General features: G+C 58.5%; 16 protein-coding genes and 4 tRNA genes. 11 read left to right on the top strand and 9 right to left on the bottom strand.

Annotation, left to right across the window (positions count from 1 at the left end):
• Positions 1-11: 11 nt before the first annotated feature.
• From Q6A51_RS07290 to Q6A51_RS07270, 5 genes are all read left to right on the top strand, one after another.
• Positions 12-530 (top strand): chemotaxis protein CheW, encoded by a 519-nt coding sequence (locus tag Q6A51_RS07290; protein ID WP_201019364.1) that lies wholly within the window; start codon positions 12-14, stop codon positions 528-530.
• Between the two features lies 1 nt (position 531).
• Positions 532-1,344 carry a CheR family methyltransferase gene (locus Q6A51_RS07285; protein WP_304574439.1) on the top strand — a complete coding sequence of 271 codons (813 nt, stop codon included), beginning with the start codon at positions 532-534 and terminating at the stop codon, positions 1,342-1,344.
• Entirely contained in the window at positions 1,335-1,865 is a 531-nt protein-coding gene (locus Q6A51_RS07280) for a chemotaxis protein CheD (RefSeq protein ID WP_236250234.1), read from the top strand. Before Q6A51_RS07285 ends, Q6A51_RS07280 begins: the two co-directional genes overlap by 10 nt.
• Positions 1,862-2,914 carry a protein-glutamate methylesterase/protein-glutamine glutaminase gene (locus tag Q6A51_RS07275; RefSeq protein ID WP_304574438.1) on the top strand — a complete coding sequence of 351 codons (1,053 nt, stop codon included), beginning with the start codon at positions 1,862-1,864 and terminating at the stop codon, positions 2,912-2,914. The genes Q6A51_RS07280 and Q6A51_RS07275 overlap by 4 nt, the downstream gene beginning before the upstream one ends.
• Positions 2,915-3,082: 168 nt before the next feature.
• Positions 3,083-3,745: a response regulator gene (locus Q6A51_RS07270; protein WP_200999891.1), complete on the top strand. Its 663-nt coding sequence runs from the start codon at positions 3,083-3,085 to the stop codon at positions 3,743-3,745.
• 2 nt (positions 3,746-3,747) lie between these two features.
• On the opposite strand, the gene Q6A51_RS07265 is transcribed toward Q6A51_RS07270, so the two are convergent.
• From Q6A51_RS07265 to Q6A51_RS07255, 3 genes are all read right to left on the bottom strand, one after another.
• Entirely contained in the window at positions 3,748-6,018 is a 2,271-nt protein-coding gene (locus tag Q6A51_RS07265) for a molybdopterin guanine dinucleotide-containing S/N-oxide reductase (RefSeq protein WP_304574437.1), read from the bottom strand.
• 106 nt (positions 6,019-6,124) lie between these two features.
• On the bottom strand, positions 6,125-7,048 hold the full coding sequence (locus Q6A51_RS07260; protein WP_304574523.1) for an ABC transporter substrate-binding protein: 924 nt from the start codon (positions 7,046-7,048) through the stop codon (positions 6,125-6,127).
• 232 nt (positions 7,049-7,280) lie between these two features.
• Entirely contained in the window at positions 7,281-8,174 is an 894-nt protein-coding gene (locus Q6A51_RS07255) for a LysR family transcriptional regulator (protein WP_304574436.1), read from the bottom strand.
• Between the two features lie 150 nt (positions 8,175-8,324).
• Here Q6A51_RS07255 and Q6A51_RS07250 point away from each other — a divergent pair, with 150 nt between their 5' ends.
• The 4 genes from Q6A51_RS07250 to Q6A51_RS07235 all read left to right on the top strand — a co-directional run bounded on the left by Q6A51_RS07250 (position 8,325) and on the right by Q6A51_RS07235 (position 14,361).
• Positions 8,325-9,347: an alpha/beta hydrolase gene (locus Q6A51_RS07250; protein ID WP_304574435.1), complete on the top strand. Its 1,023-nt coding sequence runs from the start codon at positions 8,325-8,327 to the stop codon at positions 9,345-9,347.
• A 64-nt stretch (positions 9,348-9,411) separates the two neighbouring features.
• Complete coding sequence (locus Q6A51_RS07245) at positions 9,412-10,839, top strand: mechanosensitive ion channel family protein (protein WP_201019368.1); 1,428 nt, start codon at positions 9,412-9,414, stop codon at positions 10,837-10,839.
• A gap of 243 nt (positions 10,840-11,082) precedes the next feature.
• Positions 11,083-11,487: a helix-turn-helix transcriptional regulator gene (locus tag Q6A51_RS07240; protein ID WP_201000267.1), complete on the top strand. Its 405-nt coding sequence runs from the start codon at positions 11,083-11,085 to the stop codon at positions 11,485-11,487.
• A gap of 99 nt (positions 11,488-11,586) precedes the next feature.
• Positions 11,587-14,361 (top strand): ATP-binding protein, encoded by a 2,775-nt coding sequence (locus Q6A51_RS07235; protein WP_304574434.1) that lies wholly within the window; start codon positions 11,587-11,589, stop codon positions 14,359-14,361.
• Here the strand turns inward: Q6A51_RS07235 and Q6A51_RS07230 are convergent.
• On the bottom strand, positions 14,341-15,810 hold the full coding sequence (locus Q6A51_RS07230; RefSeq protein WP_304574433.1) for an ATP-binding protein: 1,470 nt from the start codon (positions 15,808-15,810) through the stop codon (positions 14,341-14,343). The genes Q6A51_RS07235 and Q6A51_RS07230 overlap by 21 nt on opposite strands.
• Positions 15,811-16,027: 217 nt before the next feature.
• Positions 16,028-16,978, bottom strand: a complete 951-nt coding sequence (locus Q6A51_RS07225) for a GlxA family transcriptional regulator (protein ID WP_304574432.1) — start codon at positions 16,976-16,978, stop codon at positions 16,028-16,030.
• Between the two features lie 210 nt (positions 16,979-17,188).
• On the opposite strand from Q6A51_RS07225, the gene Q6A51_RS07220 reads away from it, so the two are divergent.
• A complete protein-coding gene (locus Q6A51_RS07220; protein ID WP_304574431.1) occupies positions 17,189-17,911 on the top strand; it encodes a pirin family protein in 723 nt (240 codons plus the stop codon).
• Between the two features lie 113 nt (positions 17,912-18,024).
• Here Q6A51_RS07220 and Q6A51_RS07215 read toward each other — a convergent pair.
• From Q6A51_RS07215 to Q6A51_RS07200, 4 genes are all read right to left on the bottom strand, one after another.
• A tRNA-Gly gene (locus Q6A51_RS07215) sits at positions 18,025-18,100 on the bottom strand.
• Between the two features lie 2 nt (positions 18,101-18,102).
• A tRNA-Glu gene (locus tag Q6A51_RS07210) sits at positions 18,103-18,178 on the bottom strand.
• Positions 18,179-18,282: 104 nt separating this feature from the next.
• Positions 18,283-18,358, bottom strand: a tRNA-Gly gene (locus Q6A51_RS07205).
• 4 nt (positions 18,359-18,362) lie between these two features.
• Positions 18,363-18,438, bottom strand: a tRNA-Glu gene (locus tag Q6A51_RS07200).
• Positions 18,439-18,722: 284 nt separating this feature from the next.
• On the opposite strand from Q6A51_RS07200, the gene Q6A51_RS07195 reads away from it, so the two are divergent.
• Positions 18,723-19,481 (top strand): hypothetical protein, encoded by a 759-nt coding sequence (locus Q6A51_RS07195; protein ID WP_200999899.1) that lies wholly within the window; start codon positions 18,723-18,725, stop codon positions 19,479-19,481.
• Positions 19,482-19,515 lie beyond the last annotated feature (34 nt).

Genomic DNA, 19,515 nt, shown 5'->3' with positions numbered 1-19,515 from the left:
GGACGTGACCCATGAGCCTTCCGCAAACTGTAGAGCTGTTATCCGACGCCGACACGATGAGCATCCAGCATCTGTCGTTTCGGGTACGCGATGCCGCATATGCGTTACCCATCGATCTGGTGCGCGAAATCATCGAGTACGACGAAGTCACTTCCGTACCGATGATGCCGGCCTTTATCCATGGCGTGATCAACCTGCGCGGTAACGTGGTGCCGGTGCTCGATCTGGCGGCGCGCTTCGGCTTCGAGCTGACGCAGCCCGGCAAGCGCACCTGCATCGTGATCATCGAGCTGACGCTGGAAGACCTCTACCAGCGCATCGGTCTGGTGGTGGACGCCGTGGACGCCGTGCTCGATATCGATCCGCAACAGGTGGTGCCCGCCCCACCTTTCGGGGCCGGTATCCGCACAGACTTCATCGCCGGCATGGCTCGTCGCGACCAGACTTTCACCATCATTCTGAACATTGCACAAGTGTTGTCACTGGACGACATTCGCCAGCTCAGTCTTGCTGTGCTCAAGGGAACCTGAGATGTCAGAAGCACTGAAGATGCCGACACTCGGTGATACCGAGTTCCTCCATCTGCAAAAACTCATGGCCGATGCTTCAGGCATCCAGCTGGCGCAGAACAAGCGTCCGCTGGTTGCCGGTCGCCTGATGAAACGCCTTCGTTATTACCGGCTCGACAGTTACACCGAATACCTGCACATGCTCGAACAGCCCATGTACAAGCAGGAACGCCGTCTGGTGGTGGATCTGCTGACCACCAACGAAACGTACTTCTTCCGCGAACATCCACACTTCGAGTTTCTCGGCCAGTGGCTGGCCAGACGCCGGGGCTCACTGCGGATCTGGAGTGCCGCCTGCTCATCGGGTGAAGAGCCCTACAGCCTGGCGATGGTGCTCAGCGAACACGCCACCACACAGGACTGGTCCATCATGGCCAGCGACCTGAGCCTGAGCATGCTGCACAAGGCCCACGAAGGCATCTATGACATCGCCCAGGCCAAGTACTTTCCCCAAGGCTGGATGCAGCGCTACTGCCTGAGCGGCGTAGGCGACATGAGCGGACGCTTCCGGGTGCAGGCGGCCCTGCGCGACCGGGTCACGCTGCGCGAGGTGAATCTCGTCCAGCCGCTGGCAGAAGACGTGGGCATGTTCGATGTGATCTTTCTGCGCAACGTATTGATCTACTTCGACAACGAAGAAAAGAAACGTATTGTGCAGCGCCTTGTCTGTCAGTTGCGTCCCGGCGGCCTGCTATTCATAGGCCACGCCGAAAGCATTCATGGTTTTGAGCTACCCGTACGACTGGTACGGCCCTCGGTGTACGAATGTCTGTGAATCAACCCATTTTCCTGCGCCCCGGCGATTACTTCTTTGGGCGCCACGACGGTCCTGTCACGACCCTGCTGGGCAGTTGCGTATCGATCATTCTCTGGCATCCACGCTGGCGCTTGCTGGGCGTATCCCATTACGTCCTGCCCCGTGACCCGACGGCCAGCTACAACAAGGCACCGCTCAACGATCAGGACACGCGCTACGGCGATGCCGTGTTCCAGCGCATGCACGCCGACATGGTGCGTCACGGCACCAACCCGAGCGAGTACCGCAAAGGGATTTTCGGCGGTGGCTGCCTGTCGCGTTTCGAGGGTAACTCGCTGCGCAAGATCGGCCACACCAACAGCGACTTCGCCCGCAAACAGTTCAGCCTGCGCAACTGGGCGGTGGACTTGCACGACCTCAATGGCGAGCACTACCGCCGCCTTCAGATAGATGGCCTGAGTGGCAGGATCGACTGTCAGCGCAATGAAGTCACGCCGCCCGTCATGCCGAACTCAAGGACAGGTGGGCATATTCTGTGATCCGCGTATTCATCGTTGACGACTCGGCCCTGGTTCGCCAGGTGCTTACCAATTGCCTGGCAAACCATCCCGGCATCGAAGTGATCGGCCAGGCCAGTGACCCGCTTTACGCCATCGACAAGATGCGCCGCGACTGGCCTGACGTGGTGATTCTGGATGTCGAAATGCCGCGCATGGATGGTCTTACCTTTCTGCGTCAGATCATGAGCGAACGCCCTACTCCGACCCTGATCTGTTCGACGCTGACCGAGGAAGGTGCCAGCGTTTCCGTCGAGGCACTGGCAGCCGGTGCAGTGGGGGTTTTCACCAAGGCCCGGCTGGGTCTGAAACAAAGCCTGGAGCAACTGTCGGGGGATCTGATCCGCAAGATCGAAGAGGCCGCCCGCACACGCCCAGGCGCTTTCCGGCCACCTGCCCGCGCGCAGGTCCAGGAAGCACCGCCCGCAGTAAATCCATTGTTCAGGACCACCGACCGGGTGGTCGCACTGGGCTGCTCGACCGGAGGCACCCAGGCACTGGAATTCATTCTTCGCCAACTGCCACGTGACTGCCCGGGCATTGTGATCGTTCAACACATGCCGGAAAAATTCACGGCAGATTTCGCAAGACGTCTCGATAGTCTCTGCCAGATAGAAGTACGTGAAGCCAGGCATCTGGATCGCGTTCACAGCGGTCTGGCACTGATCGCTCCCGGTGGTCTGCACATGCAGCTCAAACGCAACGGGGCACACTATCAAGTCGAGGTTCTCGATGGCCCACCGGTCAACCGGCACAAGCCATCGGTAGACGTGCTGTTTCGCTCTATGGCCAGACATGCAGGCGCCAATACGCTGGGCGTGATCATGACCGGCATGGGAGACGACGGAGCGCGCGGCCTGCTGGCCATGCGCGAAAGCGGAGCCCACACCGTCGCCCAGGATGAGGCCAGTTGCGTTGTGTTCGGCATGCCCAAGGAAGCGATTCGCATGGGCGCGGCACAAGCGATAGAACCGCTGTCCAGAGTACCGATACTGATCCAACAGTTTGGTGACAGCGCACGGCATGGCTAACGGAATGCCATCGCCGATATTCGGGATAGGGACGTCCTCCCCGTGGGCGTCTTGCAAATGGATGCAGCTAGCCATCAGCGGGCTATCATCAACCCCCACGGGAGAATAGTAATCGTAGCTGTCACTCGTTGGCCGCTATTCACTTCCCATGCGACACAGGCCGTACATATGCCTTGCCGAATTCTGCTCGCCGATGACTACCCGTTGTTTCGGGCTGGTATACGAGCACTACTGGAAAAACAACACGAATACGAAATCGTCGGGGAGGCTGGCGATGGGGATAGCATCGTCCAGCTTGCTTGCCTGTTGTCGCCGGACATCATCCTGCTCGACATGTCCATGGAGCGATCATGCAGCGTCCATACACTGGAGGAGTTGTCAGTCCATGCGCCCTGCAGCAAGGTGCTCATGCTATCGACACATACCGACTCAAGCTTCGTCATGAAATGCCTGCAACTGGGTGCCCAGGGCTATCTGCTCAAGAGCGCCAGCTTTCTGGAGCTGGAACTGGCCTTACAGGCGTTGCAGCATGGCGATCAATATCTGTCTTCGGAAGTCGTGCCGCTGGTGGTCAGCCAGGCCGTCAAGAAAAGCCTTACGCAGCCTTCGGGCAGCAGATCCGGAAACTTTTCACTGACTGAACGCCAACTGGAAATCCTGCGCCTGATCGCCCGTGGCGAATCGACTCGTTCCATCGCACTGGGCCTGGGCCTGAGCGTCAAGACAGTCGAGGCCCATCGCTCTCAGGTCATGCATCGTCTGGGGATTCACGATATCGCCAGCCTGGTGTTGTTTGCCGTGCGTGAGGGGATCATTCAGGTCAACGATTAGCCTCACGTCAGCAGTGGCGGCTCAAAGGCCGTCACTTGCGGCAACGCCTGATCCCACCTGACGACCTCCACCGACGCTGTTTGTGCCGAGCAACCCTGAGACAAGCGTGAAGCACCCACATCGAGGGTAATCACGTTCGGGTTGCCATGTTTCTCAAGGCTGCCCTTCTGGCCATGGGCCAGTGGATCGAACCAGGCTCCGGTGGCGATCTGCACGACACCGGGGCGAATGTCATCCGAGACAATCACCCCGGCCAGAAAAGCCCCTCGCTCGTTGAAAACCTTGACCACATCGCCATCGACAATGCCTCGGGCCTGCGCGTCGATACGATTGAGGGTCAAGGGCTCACGCTCGTGGATCTTTGAAGCGCGGCTATAGGCACCGTGGTCGTACTGACTGTGCAAACGGGTTCGCGGCTGGTTGGAGAGCAGGTGCAAGGGAAACGTGGCCGCTGGCTTGTTCAGCCAGACCGGATGCCCCGGACAGTCCGCGTAACCGAACCCGGCAATGCGCTCGGAGAAGATTTCGATACGCCCTGAAGGCGTGGGCAAAGGGTTGGCCTGCGGGTCGTCGCGGAAGGGCTTGAGCAGGATCATGTCGGTTTCGGGGTACTGCACCTCGAACAGGCCCTCGCGCCAGAACCGATCATAGTCCGGCAACTGCACGCCGAAGGTTTCGGCCCGCTCGCGAGACTGTTCATAGATATAACGCAGCCAGGCAGACGCATCACGCCCCTCAGTGAAGGTATCGGCAAAGCCCAGACGCTGTGCCAGGTCGGCGAAGATCGAATAGTCGTCGCGGGCGTCACCCACCGGCTCGATGGCTTGCTGCATGGCGATCATGAAACGGTCGGAAGCCGAACTGCCGATGTCATTGCGCTCCAGCGCCGTAGTCGCAGGCAGGACGATATCGGCGTACCTGGCCTGGGCGGTCCAGTACTGCTCGTGAACAATGATGGTTTCCGGGCGCTGCCAGGCATCCAGCAGACGGTTGAGGTCCTGGTGATGATGAAAGATATTGCCGCCGGCCCAGTACACCAGCCGAATGTCGGGATAGTGCCGTTGCTGGCCGTTGTAATCGAAAGGCGCACCGGGATTGAGCAGCATGTCGGCGACACGTGCCACCGGGATGAAATCCTTGACCGGGTTGCTGCCCTGCTCGAAACGCGGCCCGGAAAATGCCTTGCGGCCGCTGCCCGTATTGTTCATGCAGCCATAACCCAGCCCAAAACCGCCACCCGGCAAACCGATCTGTCCCAGCAGTGCGGCCAGGGTCACGGTCATCCAGAACGGTTGTTCGCCATGGATCGAACGCTGCAAGGAATAGGCGACATTGATCATGGTCCGCTTGCTGGCCATGCGTTGTGCCAGCTCGATGAGCTGGCGGGCCGGGATTCCAGTCAGTTGCTCGGCCCATTGCGGGTCCTTTGGCTGTCCGTCGACATGGCCCAGCAGATAGTCACGAAAGCGCTCATAGCCGACGGTATAACGCTGCACAAAGGCTTCATCATGCAGCCCTTGGGTGATCAGGATCCAGGACAACGCCATCATCAACGCCGTATCGCTGCCGGGACGAATCGCCAGCCATTCATTCCTTTCAGGGCCGACCAAGTCATCGCGCAACGGGCTGACATTGACGAACTCCACACCCGCTTTCGACATCGACTGCAAAGCCTCACTCAGCAAGTGATCGCTGGCGCCACCGGGGCTTGTCTGGGCGTTCTTGGCAGGCAGGCCACCGAAGGCCACGAACAACTCGCAGTGCTCGGCCAGGTTTTTCCAGGAGGTGTGCGCCGCCAGCAGCCAGTCCATATTGCCGACGATATGCGGCATCAACACTCGTCCTGCACCAAGGCTGTAACTGTCGGTGCTGAATACATAACCGCCCAGGCAGTTGAGGAAGCGATGCAACTGACTCTGGGCATGATGAAAACGCCCCGCGCTGCCCCAGCCGTAACTGCCACCGAAGATTGCCTGATTGCCATGCTCGCCCCTGATGCGCTTCAGCTCTCGGGCGACCAGATCCAGTGCAACGTCCCAGGACACTTCAACAAAAGGCTCCTGCCCTCGCAGGTCGGGCCGACCGCCTTGCTCGTGAAGAAAACTGCGGCGCACGGCGGGACGCTTGATACGGGTCGGCGATGCGATGGCACCTGCTACCGAATCCCCTATGGGCGAAGGGTCCTTGTCCCACTCTGCGGGCACCAGCGCCTCAAGCTTTCCGTCCACAACCTGTGGACGGTAGACGCCCCAGTGCAATGAAGTGAAAGTCATGGTGAAGGGCTCCTGAGGGGGGGTGGGGTTTTGGCGTGGAGCTTTCGCGAATGAATTCGCTCCTTGGGTGCAGGAGCGAATTCATTCGCGAAAAGAAGCAGATGAATCAACGTGAAACCTGCTCCTGCAATTTAAGCGCCGAATTGAACGACTCATCGAACACGCTGGCCGCAGGATAGCTTTTGGTCAGCCCGGCGCTGTTGAAAAAATCGATGGTCTGCTGCGCGCCAGCCACCACTTCGGGTGTAATCGGCACCACAACTATCTGTGAACGGGAGAACCAGCGCCGAGCCACCTCCGCATCGGCCCGGGTCAGGCTCGACCAGGCGTTGGCGTAGGTTTCGCTGTTCTTCGGATCACGCACCGACCAGTCGCGGGCCGCTTGCAGACGCTGAAGGAAATCGTTGATCTGGGCGCGCTTGTTCTTGATAGCCTTGTCGTTGGCAACAATGAAACTCTGCGCGGGAATCAGCCCCTTGGCCGTGATGATGATCCTGGCACCCTGACGTTCCTGCTGGGTGACATAGGGCTCCCAGGTCGCGATGGCATCCACCGAACCACCGTCCAGGGCATGGGAGGAGTCCAGCGCACTGAGGTAACGATACTCCACGGCATCACGGGGCACGCCCGCCTTGTCCAGCGCAGTAAGCATCAATTGCTGGCTGAACGAGCCTTTCCAGATCGCCACTTTCTTGCCCGCCAGATCCGCAACGCTCTTGATGGAGGAGTCCTTGCGCACCACGATGGCCACGCCATCCAGATTCTGCCGCGAAACACCGATGACCTTGATCGGCGCGCCCAGAGCGCCCATGAACAAGGCGGGCGAATCGCCCAGCAAACCGACATCCAGGCTGCCGACGTTCAGGGCTTCGGCCACGGGCGAACCAGCGGTGAATTGCTTCCACTCCAGCTCATAAGGCAGATCATCGAGTACACCCGCGGCCTCCATCACGGTACGGGCGCTGTAACTCTGGTCGCCGACCACCAGATCGGCGGCATGGACGGCAGTCAAGGCAGCCGCAAGCGTCATGAACAGACCGGACAGAACGCTTTTCTTCCATCGGGCGAGGGTGTTGTCGGGCACGTGCAATCTCCACTGGATCAGAATGAAGCCTGGGTCCGCATGCACGGTCACCGACTTTTTGATAACGATTTCAACGTTTGAAAGGTATTTTTAGAACCTTATCACTCTGAAAATCATTATCTAAATTCATTTTCGATCTAGCCTAATATGCAAACGACTCAGTTACCGCCCTCTCGGTTCAAAGCATGTCATTGAGTTCCAGCCGTTCGCGCAGGAACTCGATCAGGGCCTGAACCGGCCTTGAAGCCTGACGATGCTGCGGATAAACCGCCGACAGCGTCAGAGGCTCGGGACGCAGATCGTCCAGCACCCTGACCAGACTTCCGCTGCTCAGCGCGGCCCCCACAATGAAGGTCGGCAAGTAGGTGATGCCCAACCCGGCAATCGCTGCATCGCGCAGCAACTCGCCGTTATTGGTGCGCATGCGCCCGCTGACATTCAGGCTCACGGGTTTGCCACTGCTCTGGAAACGCCACTGCACCTGACGGTTATGGCCGTAGGGCAAACAATCATGGGTGTGCAGGTCTTCCGGCCTTTCGGGACGGCCTCGCTCGGCCAGGTAAACAGGGCTTGCGCAGTAAACCCTGTCGATCGTGGCGATACGCCGGGCAATCAGGCTGGAGTCTTCCAGCACGCCAATGCGCAGCACCAGGTCATAGCCCTCGCTGAGCAGATCCACCGGGCGATCACTCAGGTCTACTTCCACCGCCACATCCCGATAGCGCTGCAAGAACAACGGCAGCAGACAACCCAGATGCGCCACGGCAAACGACAGTGGCGCACTCAGACGCAAGGTGCCACGCGGTTCGCTGTTCTGCCCAGAAATACCCTGCTCGACCTGCTCCACTTCACTCAGCAGGCGCAAGGCTGACTCGTAATAACTCTGCCCCAGCGGGGTGACATCCAGACGCCGGGTCGAGCGATTGAGCAAGCGCACGCCCAGCCGCTCCTCCAGCTGCATCAAGCGGCGGCTGACGAACTGTTTGGACAGGCCCAGTTTGTCGGAGGCCGCCGTGAAACTGCCCGACTCCATGACCTGGCAAAAAATACGCATATCTTCAAAGGGGTTCATTGTCACAACCTGGTTGACAGTTAAACGCTTTATAGCCGCTTTTTCGCCTTTCGGCACCCTATTAATCTGTGTCCATGGTGCAGCCGAGGCCCGAAGCCAGGACTGCCCTCACCCGCTAACCACTTTCGTTTTCTCAAAAGGACTGACCCCATGAACACTCTGCAAAAAGCCCTGACCACCACCCTGCTCGCCCTGTCCGTCAACAACGCCTTTGCCGCTGGCAGCCCAGGCGTAGAGCACAACACTCAGGCCTTTCTCGAAGCACTGGCCGCTGGCGGTGGCAAGCCACTTGAGCAACTGAGCCCCAAGGACGCCCGTGCAGTGCTGACCGGCGCGCAGGCCTCGGTCAAGGTGGATCTGTCGGGCGTGGAGGTCAGCGAGCGTTCCATTGATGCCAACGGTCAGAAGATCACCCTCAAGATCGTCCGCCCTGCCAAGCTCAAGGGTGACCTGCCGGTGTTCATGTTCTTCCACGGCGGCGGCTGGGTATTGGGCGACTTCCCGACTCACCAGCGACTGATCCGCGATCTGGTGGTGGGCTCCGGTGCGGTAGCCGTGTATGTGGATTACACGCCGTCACCTGAGGCGCAATACCCGACGGCAATCAACCAGGCCTATGCCGCAACCCGCTGGGTGGCCGAGCATGGCAAGCAGATCGGTGTCGATGGCAGCCGTCTGGCGGTGGCGGGCAATAGTGTCGGCGGCAACATGGCAGCCGTCGTTGCGCTGATGGCCAAGGAACAGCAAACCCCGGCGCTGCGCTTCCAGTTGCTGCTGTGGCCGGTGACCGATGCAAACTTCGATAACGGCTCCTACCAGCAATTTGCCGAAGGTCATTTCCTGACCAAAGGCATGATGAAGTGGTTCTGGGACAACTACACCACCGATGCTGGCCAGCGTGCCCGGATCCATGCCTCGCCCCTGCAAGCCAGCAGCGAACAATTGCGTGGCCTGCCTGCGGCACTGGTGCAGACCGCCGAGTTCGACGTGCTGCGTGACGAAGGCGAAGCCTATGCCCGCAAGCTGGATGCGGCAGGCGTGCCGGTTACGGCAGTGCGCTACAACGGGATGATCCATGACTTCGGCCTGCTCAACCCGCTGAACCAGGTGCCTGAAGTCCGCGCCGCGATGCGCCAGGCAGCTAACGAGCTGAAAGCCCACCTCGGCAACTGATCAGCCACCCGCCACAACCTGCCCGACCGGGCAGGTTCCAGCCTGTCATGCCCGGAGTCGCATCATGTCTGTTCTGCTGAGCCATCCCTTGCTGTGGAGTGCCCTGTTGCTGCTGGCCGATGTGTCGATCTGGCATCTGTCGCCCATCCAGCTACGAGTGATTCGGGTCGGCATTCGCCTGGGTCTGTTCCTGGCCTTCAGTACGCTCATCATCAATGCCGGTATCAGCCCGTTGCTGGCCCCGTCCTGGCCGGATGACAGCGTGCTGCAACTGGGTGCCACGGCACTGGCCATTCTCTGGTGGGTGTATGCCGCCCGTGTCTTGACCGTGCTGATCGGCCTGGCCTTGATGCACCGCATCGGTCATAGCGGACGCCTTCTTCAGGACGTGATAGGCGCGCTGGTGTTTCTGATTGCAGTGGTTGCGGCGGCCGGTTATGTGCTGGAACTCCCCGTCAAAGGGCTTCTGGCAACCTCGGGCGCCGTGGCAATCATTGTCGGTCTGGCACTGCAAAGCACCTTGAGCGATGTGTTTTCCGGGATCGTGCTCAACACCACCAAACCCTATCAGGTCGATGACTGGGTCGCGATCGACGGTATCGAAGGCAAGGTGACCGATATCGACTGGCGCGCCACACACCTGCTGACCGGCGCCGGCAGCACTGCCGTCGTGCCCAACTCCGTAGCGGCCAAGGCCAAGATCGTCAACCTGAGCAGGCCGACTCACATGCACGGTGTCTCGATCAGCATTCAGGTCCCCAACCATATCCGCCCACGCCGTGTGCTTGACGCACTGGATCGCACCTTGCAGGGCAGCAGCAGCCTGTTGCTTTCGCCAGCCCCGAAAGCTGTGCTCAAGGAAGCCGGCGAAAACATGTCCGAGTATGTGGCCAGCGGCTTTATCGCGGACCTGGGCAAGAAAGGCGAAGTGCGCAATCAACTCTTCGACCTTGCGCATCGCCACCTGGAAGCCGCAGGCATCGCTCGCCAGCCAGACGGCAGCAGCGAACCGACTTCCCGTGCCCGGACCCTGCTCGAAGAGGTGAAAGTCTTCCGTTCCTTGAGTGGATCGGAGCGGGACCGACTGGCACAGAACATGACGGCGCAGCAGTACTCGGCCGGTCAGGTGGTGCTGGATCTCAATGAGGTTGCCGATTGCCTGTTCGTCATCGCCACGGGAGTGGTCAGTGCCTCGGTCCCCGACGGCAACGAACGGATCGAAGCAGGCCGCATGGGGCCGAGCGAAGTCATGGGCGAGCAAAGCATTCTCGCCGATACGCCTTCCGAAGCCTGCTTCACGGCCATGACCTCCAGCATCATTTATCGCATCGACAAGAACGTCGCACGGGCCTGCATGGAGCAATCCGGCCAGGTCAATAACGCGCTGCACAAATTGCAGGCGGTCCGGCAGAAGAACAGCCATTCGGCGCTACTGGCAAGGCCGGCCCAGATCAAGAAAGGCGGCTTTCTCGGCTGGCTGAAAACTCGCTGAGAAAACACTGAAAACCGCAGGCCAGAGCACTGCGAAAAAGCAAATGGCGACTGATCGTCGCCTGCGAAATTAACAACGATTAACTCGTCAGCCCTGTTCCTGCACTCAAGAATGGCGCTCTCTGCGCAGACTTTTGCCCATCGAAAGGTGCTGACAACACAGCCAACCCATCCGCACCCTACCGCGATAATGGACATTGCCATGACCCACGCTCCGCAATACCCCTGCCCGACATGCAAACGCATGGAAGGCATCGAGAAGCAGACAGCAGTCAGCGGTGGCCTTACTCCCTGGCGCGAGCGCCTGGCCAAACAGTTGATCCTTGAGAGGCTGGGCGAAAATATCGAAGTCGCCGAACTGGCTCGCGCCTGTGCCTTGTCCAGGAGCTACTTCTCCCGGGCATTCAAATGCAGCACCGGCCTGTCCCCTCAGGGATGGATCCGCTGCCAGCGCATCGCCCGCGCCAAATGCCTGATCCAGCACACTGAAATGACCCTGACGCAGATAAGCCAGGAGTGCGGATTCTGTGACCAGTCGCACTTCTCGCATATATTTTCCCGCGCCGAGGGCATCAATCCCTTTACATGGCGTGGCCATGCGCTAAAGAAAACACATCACACCGAGCATTTTGTCGCATCTGAATTCTGAAATAAGAGCTAGATTGAAAGTCGCATCACGAGCAAGCTCGGGGGCGCATTTATCTGCCCGAAAAACAGCAGCCGGAGGCGACATAACAGGAATGAACCCTTGACCCTTCTCACCGAACTGGCTGTGCATTTCGGCCCTTATCGGATCTACCCTCAACAACGTCTGGTGCTGGACGCCGACCGTCCCGTGCGGCTGGGTAGCCGCGCCATGGATATTCTGTTGATCCTGATCGAGAACGCCGGGGATATGGTCAGCAAGCAACAGCTCATGGCTCATGTCTGGCCAAGAAGCGTTGTTGAGGACGGCAACCTGCGCGTACACATGGCTGCCCTGCGCAAAGCGCTGGGCGATGGTCAGTCCGGGCAGCGCTATATTGTTACAGTTGCGCAACGTGGTTACAGCTTTGTCGCTCCCATCACCCTGCAACGGGTCGAACACAGGCCAAACGCCAATATGAATACCTCGACCAGCCATAATCTGCCCACTCGTCAATCGCGTATTCTGGGACGTGATGCATTGGTCAACAGGCTGGCGAGCCAACTGCAACAACACCGTTTCATTTCACTGACCGGCCCCGGTGGCATCGGCAAGACCACGGTCGCATTGCGGGTCGCGGAACAATTGATAGGCCATTACCGCGATGGCATTCGCCTGATGGATCTGGCCCCCATTACCGACCCGGCAATGATCACGACTCATCTGGCCATGCTGCTCGATATCGCAGCGCACGATGACGAGCCGATGAACCGTATCGGCGCGTTCCTGCGAGACCGACAGATGCTGCTGGTGATCGACAATTGCGAACATATGGTCGATGCCATTGCCTTGCTGAGCGAAGGCATTCTGCGCAATGCGCCCGATGTGCATATTCTGATCACCAGCCGCGAGAGCCTGCAGATCGATGGCGAGTTCGTGGAGCGCCTGGAGCCTCTGGACTGCCCGCCCGCTGCGGGAAAAAGCCTTGCCGAAGCCATGCGTTTTGCTGCCCTGCAATTGTTCGTCGAGCGCGCGACGGCCAACCAGGAACACTTTGAACTGACTGAAGCCAACCTGCAGTTGGCCATTGAAATATGCCAGCGGCTCGATGGCATTCCGTTGGCTATCGAGCTGGCAGCCGCTCAGGTGGGCAACCTGGGCTTCAGTAATCTGCTTGAACATCTGCAAGCCAGCTTCCTCCTGCATGGCCAAAACCATCAGGGTGCATTGGCTCGCCATCAGACCTTGCGCGCCACACTGGACTGGAGCTTCCAGATGTTGAGCACCAGCGAGCAGATCTGCCTGCAACGCCTGAGCCTGTTCAAGGGCCGCTTCAGCCTGGAGTCAGCCATGGCAGTGGTGACCGATCCAGAGATTACAGCGCCTGAAGTCTTTGCCACCCTGCCCCAACTGGTCACCAAGTCCTTGCTCAATGTCGAGTTCGTGGACGAAGACGTGCTCTATTACCTGCTCGACACCACTCGCAGTTATGCCCTGGAGAAACTGCGCCACAGCGAACAACTGCCGGCCATACGCGAACGCCATGCCCAACGCTGCCTGGCCATCATGCAGCAGGCTCATAGTGACTGGGAGCAAATCCCCACTCATAAATGGATCGAGCGCTATATCCACAGCCTGGAAGACATCAGGGCTGCGCTGGATTGGGGGCTCGATAACTGGCATGCGCAGAAGCTGGTCATCGAACTGATCGCATACTGCACACCGCTCTGGCAGGAGCTTTCGCTGCTCAAGGAACATGGCTTTTATGTACGCAAGGCTTTGAAGCTGCTGGAAGCAGATCCATTTCCATCACCGAAACTGCTGATCTCTCTCAAGCTGGCACTGGGGAGCGTTTCCTATCACACGCACAGCAACATATCCGAAACGATGGATGCCTTCGTGACAGCCCAGGCACTGGCCGAACAGACTCATGATGTGGCAGGTCAGTTGCGGGCAATCTCCGGGCAAATGACCGTCAATCTGTGTCAGGGTCAGTACAAGGAAGCCCTTGAAAAAAACCGGCAGTTCAATCGACTGGGCATGCGCACCGACCTCATCACCTGCCTGAGCACCCATCGTTTACGGGTATTGGCGCTGCATTTTTCAGGCGATCAGACTCTGGCGCGACAGAATGCCGACCGGGTCATTCAGCGCCTGGCACAAAGCGGGCATCTCAATCGATTCACCTATGGTTTCGGCGTGCAGTACGACCAGAGCGTTGCGGCCCTGACCATACAGGCGCGTATTCTCTGGCTGCAAGGTCGCCCCGAACTGGCCTGGCAGACAGCCCGGCAGGCGCTGGAGATTGCCTTGCAGATCAACCACGGAACCTCGATCTGCCACACCCTCTCCCTCGCCGGTTGCGCCATCGCGCTCTACAACGGCAATACCGAGACAGCCAGCGAATTATTGAAACTGCTGCGCGAACAGTCACAACGGCACTCGGCGCTGCTGTTCTATGACTGGGGGCAACACTATGCTCAGTTGATGGCATCTCCAGACACCGATATCAACTTTGCGGACAGTGACGGGATTATCAGGGACATCATGCTCACCCTGCGCCAGGGGCAGATTGATGATGCCTTGTTCGAGCGGGCGCAAAGCGGAGCTGCCGGCTGGTGTACCTCGGAAATCCTGCGGGCCAGGGCCGACAGCCTGCCGCCTCAAGAGGCAGACGAGGCCGAAGCCATACTGCATAAAGCGTTGAAGGTAGCGAAAAAACAGGGAGCACTCGCCTGGGAACTGCGCAGCGCAACATCACTGGCGCGGCTCAAGCAGCGTCAGGGACATGAACGGCAGGCGTACGACGTGCTGGAGGCTGTCCATGCGCGGTTCACCGAAGGTTTTGCAACACCGGACCTGATCGCTGCCCGGCGACTACTCGACCAGTTGCAGTGACGGAGTGTACGTCTCACAGACACGCCCATGAGCGAGATGTCTCGCAAAACGTGCTTCATATACTCGCCCATGGCCGCTGTGTTGCAGTTTTTCCAGAGCATAGAAGCGAGTGGTATGCAGGAAGCCATACCGTAACGTGCCGGTGTTTTGGGTTACCGACAGCAGCGATTTGTCTACCAATTGCTCCACAGCCTTGCACACGCAATCGGCACTCAACGAGGTACAGGCGATCACCTCAATGGCGGCCGCCAGCGTGAATGCCGACGTAAAGACCGCAAGGCGCTGAAACACGACTTGCTCATGAAGACTCAGGCGCTCGAAACTCCAGTCCAGCGAGGCCTTGAAGGTCTGATGCCGGGTGACGGCGGAGCGTCGGCCAAAGGTCAGCAACTGAAAGAAATTGTCCAGTTGCGCCTGCAAACCCGATAGCCCGAAGACGTCGACTCGCGCAGCCGCCAGTTCGATTGCCAAGGGAATGCCATCGAGCCGTCGACAGATATCGCCCACCACCGCGACATCCTGCTCGCGCAAGACAAAACCTTGCTGACACGCCTGGGCTCGACGAACAAATAGCTGCATGGCGGAATAGGCCATGGCGTCATGTGTACCGGCTGGCGCAAGGGCCAGCCCAGGCAAGCGCAACACTGACTCGCCTTCGGCATGCAGCGGTTGGCGACTGGTCACCAGAATCGACAGATGGGTACAGGCCGGCAACAAGGACTCGGCCCAACGTCGGCCGCTTTCGGGCTGATGTTCACAACCATCGAATATCAACAACGCACGACGTCCGGCCAAGGTATCGACCAGACCATCCAGAGACAACTGCCGGGCAAGCCCCAGCGCCGTCACCAATTGATCGGCCACCTGCTGCGGGCCATCCAGCGCAGAAAAATCGATCATCCAGACACCGTCCGGATAATGCCTGAGGAGTGATTCGGCGACCCGGCAGGCCACGGTTGTCTTGCCGATACCTCCAGGCCCGACCAGCGTCATGAAACGCCGGCCTGGCAACTGACGCACGATCTTGCCCACGACCTCGTCACGGCCAATGACCGGCGTCAGACGTGCTGGCAGATTATGCCGTGACGCAGGGGGCTCGCTGCACGGTTCGACATGCTGAACGCTGGCCACGAAGCAATAACCTCGCTGGGGAACCGTCTGGATGTAGAGCTGACCGTTACGCCCATCCCCCAAGGCACGCCGAAGGGCTGCAACCTGTACACGCAGGTTGATGTCTTCGACGATAGAATTGGGCCAGACCTGGGCCATCAGGCTCTTTTGGCTGACGATGCTACCCGCGTGCGCGATCAGCACCTGAAGAATATCGAGCGCCCTGCCCCCCACACGCAACGCCGTATCGCCCTTCATCACAAGGCGTTGACGCACATGAAACACATAGGGACCGAAGCCCAGCACCGAATCGTTGTGAATGTTCTTGAGGCTGTCCATATCCATTCATGCGCCGATAAACCCGGCTCTCCGGACCACCGCACGACCTTTGTAAAGGATTGGCGTTTATCTTGGCAGGCAGGAGCGTCGGGACAACCGGCACGGGAGACGTGATACGGTCATTGCGGTGCGCAATACGGACAATGGGGAGTGGAATCAGCCGTTGAAGCGCTCGTTGGGCTCGGAGGGAGCCGGGGCTATGCAGCCCCGCACAGTCCTAGCTGAACTGCTCACGATACTGGGCTGGCGTCAGCCCGATCTTGCCGCTGAATAAGAACCGCATGTGCCGCACGCTGCCGAAACCGCTCTTATACGCCACGGTCTTGAGCGGCAGGTCCGTGGTTTCCAGCAGGTTCCTCGCGTGATCGATGCGGGCGCTTTGCAGGAAGTCCATGGGCGTCATCCCGACTTCACGAGCAAAGGTGCGGGCAAAGTGCCGGGCACTCATGTTGGCCAATCCTGCCATGCGCTCGATGCTGAAGGCCTCGTCCAGATGCTCCAGCACATAGTTCTGCACACGAGTGATGGCGGTTTCCTGAAGGGCGACGGCAGTCATCAAGGGGCTGAACTGTGCCTGGCCGCCTTGGCGCTTCATTAATACCAGCAGCACTTTGGACACATCCTGAGCGACCTTCTTGCCATGGTCCTGAGCCACAACCGCGAGAGCGAGGTCGATACCGGCAGTGACGCCACCCGACGTCATGAGGTTGCGGTCCCGGATGTAGATCTGATCGGTTTCCACCTGCGCCTTGGGGAAACGCTTGATGAGCCGGTCCGTGTAATGCCAGTGGGTAGTGACGCGATGCCCGTCGAGCAGCCCGGCATCTCCCAGAATGAAGGCACCGGTACAGATAGAGCCATAGCAAGAAGACCGGGGCGCAACCTCATTCAACCAGTTCAATAAAGGCTGGTGCCTTTCGTTGTAAGCACCCGGCCCTCCGGGTATCAACAGAAGGTCGTAATCCTCGATGGCCTGATCCATATGCCGGTCGGCCACGATGTTCACGCCGCTGGACGCACGAAGAGCGCCCTGCTCGGTCCCTATGGTCGATATCTGATAGTGCTTATCGGGATGCAGGTAGCGATTGGCAATGGAAAAAACCTCGATAGGCCCAGCCATGTCGAGCAAGAGAAAGTCCGGGAATAGAACCATCGCCACGGTTTTCATAAGTTATGCATCACTTGAATAAGGTGGGAAGACAGACTGCGCATTATGACGAAGATGAGCCGGCTCTGCTGCACGCCCTTGACTGTCAACCAGAACAGGACAGTCATTCGTTTTTCAGCTACTTATTACGCACTTCGATAACCAGTAACCTCTATCTCACTTGGTCGATACCTGAATGTGCAGCGTCGACATCTGGATGGAGAAAGAATCATGCTGACTCTTCGCAAAGCTTCCGAACGTGGCGCAGCCAACCATGGCTGGCTGAAATCGTTTCATACCTTCTCGTTTGCCAACTACTACAACCCGCTGGAACAAGGGTTTTCCGATCTGTTGGTGATCAACGATGACCGTGTTGCAGCAGGCAAAGGCTTCGGCCAACACCCCCACCGCGACATGGAGATTTTCTCCTATGTGCTCGAAGGTGCTCTGGAACACAAGGACACACTGGGAACCGGTTCGGTCATCCGCCCTGGCGATGTGCAATTGATGAGTGCTGGCAGCGGCGTCGCACACAGCGAGTTCAACCACTCGCCAACCGAGCAGGTGCATTTCCTGCAGATCTGGATTGTGCCGAATGTGGCAGGTGCTCAACCGAGCTATCAGCAAGAGCATTTCAGCCCTGAACAGAAACGCGGCCGCTTGCAGTTGATCATTTCCCCCGAAGGGAACGACGGCTCGTTGAAAGTTCGTCAGGATGCCAGGGTCTATGCCGGTCTGTTCGATGGAGATGAAACGGCCAGCCTCAAGCTTGCAGCCGACCGTCATGCCTACGTGCATGTAGCCCGCGGCAGTGTTGTGCTCAATGGCGAACGGCTTGGAGAAGGAGATGGTGTGCGTCTGCGCAACGAACAACTGATTCAGTTGAGTGAAGGCGTAGATTCAGAAGTGCTGATTTTCGACCTGCGCCCGAACGAGCGGCCACAGATGCCTTGAAGGCTTTCTATATATAGAAGGAAAAAAACGTGCCCCCTGATGACTGGGGGGCACACAAAGGGAAAATGCAGAAACAAAAACGCCGCTCAATGAGCGGCGTTTTTGTTTGAATATGGAGCGGGAAACGAGACTCGAACTCGCGACCCCGACCTTGGCAAGGTCGTGCTCTACCAACTGAGCTATTCCCGCAATGGCGTCCCCTAGGGGACTCGAACCCCTGTTACCGCCGTGAAAGGGCGGTGTCCTAGGCCACTAGACGAAGGGGACACGCTACCCGGAACACATGGTGTGTGTTCCAGTGTCCAGATCCGCATCCGAAGACTTGGTTCTGGTTTCACTCAACCTCGCCCTAAAGCAAGATTGTATAAAACTGGAGCGGGAAACGAGACTCGAACTCGCGACCCCGACCTTGGCAAGGTCGTGCTCTACCAACTGAGCTATTCCCGCAATATGGCGTCCCCTAGGGGACTCGAACCCCTGTTACCGCCGTGAAAGGGCGGTGTCCTAGGCCACTAGACGAAGGGGACACACGTGCAACATTCACTACTTATTGCGCTTCGCTGTGTGCTTTACGCTGTAAGTGGCGCGCATTCTATGGATGGTTTGGCAGGTCGTCAACCCCATTCTGAAAATTTATTTAAATCAACGACTTCGCCCCTCTTTAAGGTGAAGACCGTTGGCCGGAAAACCCTTGTCTAAAGAGAACATTTAGTTGCAATGTCCGACGGAGGCATCTATGCGCAATAGTGCTTAGCCACTACACTCGCACAATATTTACGGAAAAAATGAGGTTTGCGCAGTGACACCACTCATGATCACGCTGATGGTAGTAGCTGGTATCGCGCTGCTTATCGCGATTGGCTACCTGAACCATGTCGCTGAAAACAGCAAACTGGACAAGGCTCGCGCAAAGGTAGAACTCAGCGACCGACTGCGGCGTTGCAGTGAAATCAGCGAAACCTTCCCTGGCCAGCTAATGTCGCCAGCCCTCAAGTTGTTGCTGACCCGTCTTGAGCTCAATGTCGTGCAGCGCATGCTTGCGCTGGAAAAAAGCAACACGCAGCTCAAGACCCGCGTCACCGAACTGGAAGAACTGGTAGCCCAAGGCGACCGCATTCAGGTTACCAATCAGGTCAGCCCGATCCAGACCGAAGCCAAGGCCAAGGACATTCGCTTTCTATTGGAAGCGCTTCACGGCCAGGTCACTCGCGCCGCCCATGACGGCTTTCTGCCGACCAGCGAAGCCAAACACTGGATTCGTGAAATCCGCGTCATCCTGGTGAACCTGCATATCGAGTTCTTCAATAACCTGGGCCAGCTTGCACTCTCTCAAGAGCAGCCGGGTCAGGCTCGCCTGGCATTCGAGCGCGGCGTGCAATACCTGCGCAACCAGCCGGACCCTGTGACCTATCAACAACAATTGCAGGCCATGGAAAAACAACTGGCCCGCGCCAACTCGATGGTGCTGACCAATACTGCTCCTACCGATGACGATGACAACGCCCTGACTGAAGGCCTGAAGGCCGACGAAGTCGAATCGGAATGGAAGAAGAAGGTTATCTACGATTGATAACCGCACCGCCGTTGCGCTGCACTGCGCAACG

It is taken from the genome of Pseudomonas serbiensis (genome assembly GCF_030580745.1).
Taxonomy (GTDB): domain Bacteria; phylum Pseudomonadota; class Gammaproteobacteria; order Pseudomonadales; family Pseudomonadaceae; genus Aquipseudomonas; species Aquipseudomonas serbiensis.
Note: the sequence above shows the minus strand (reverse complement) of the source record. Positions and strands in the feature narration are given on the sequence as shown.

Coding starts and splice junctions, on each gene's coding strand:
- Q6A51_RS07290 (WP_201019364.1), top strand. CDS start 12: ATGAGCCTTCCGCAAACTGTAGAGCTGTTATCCGACGCCGACACGATG.
- Q6A51_RS07270 (WP_200999891.1), top strand. CDS start 3,083: ATGCCTTGCCGAATTCTGCTCGCCGATGACTACCCGTTGTTTCGGGCT.
- Q6A51_RS07195 (WP_200999899.1), top strand. CDS start 18,723: ATGATCACGCTGATGGTAGTAGCTGGTATCGCGCTGCTTATCGCGATT.
- Q6A51_RS07285 (WP_304574439.1), top strand. CDS start 532: ATGTCAGAAGCACTGAAGATGCCGACACTCGGTGATACCGAGTTCCTC.
- Q6A51_RS07280 (WP_236250234.1), top strand. CDS start 1,335: ATGTCTGTGAATCAACCCATTTTCCTGCGCCCCGGCGATTACTTCTTT.
- Q6A51_RS07240 (WP_201000267.1), top strand. CDS start 11,083: ATGGAAGGCATCGAGAAGCAGACAGCAGTCAGCGGTGGCCTTACTCCC.
- Q6A51_RS07225 (WP_304574432.1), bottom strand. CDS start 16,978: ATGAAAACCGTGGCGATGGTTCTATTCCCGGACTTTCTCTTGCTCGAC.
- Q6A51_RS07255 (WP_304574436.1), bottom strand. CDS start 8,174: ATGAACCCCTTTGAAGATATGCGTATTTTTTGCCAGGTCATGGAGTCG.
- Q6A51_RS07260 (WP_304574523.1), bottom strand. CDS start 7,048: ATGACGCTTGCGGCTGCCTTGACTGCCGTCCATGCCGCCGATCTGGTG.
- Q6A51_RS07250 (WP_304574435.1), top strand. CDS start 8,325: ATGAACACTCTGCAAAAAGCCCTGACCACCACCCTGCTCGCCCTGTCC.
- Q6A51_RS07265 (WP_304574437.1), bottom strand. CDS start 6,018: ATGACTTTCACTTCATTGCACTGGGGCGTCTACCGTCCACAGGTTGTG.
- Q6A51_RS07230 (WP_304574433.1), bottom strand. CDS start 15,810: ATGGACAGCCTCAAGAACATTCACAACGATTCGGTGCTGGGCTTCGGT.
- Q6A51_RS07220 (WP_304574431.1), top strand. CDS start 17,189: ATGCTGACTCTTCGCAAAGCTTCCGAACGTGGCGCAGCCAACCATGGC.
- Q6A51_RS07245 (WP_201019368.1), top strand. CDS start 9,412: ATGTCTGTTCTGCTGAGCCATCCCTTGCTGTGGAGTGCCCTGTTGCTG.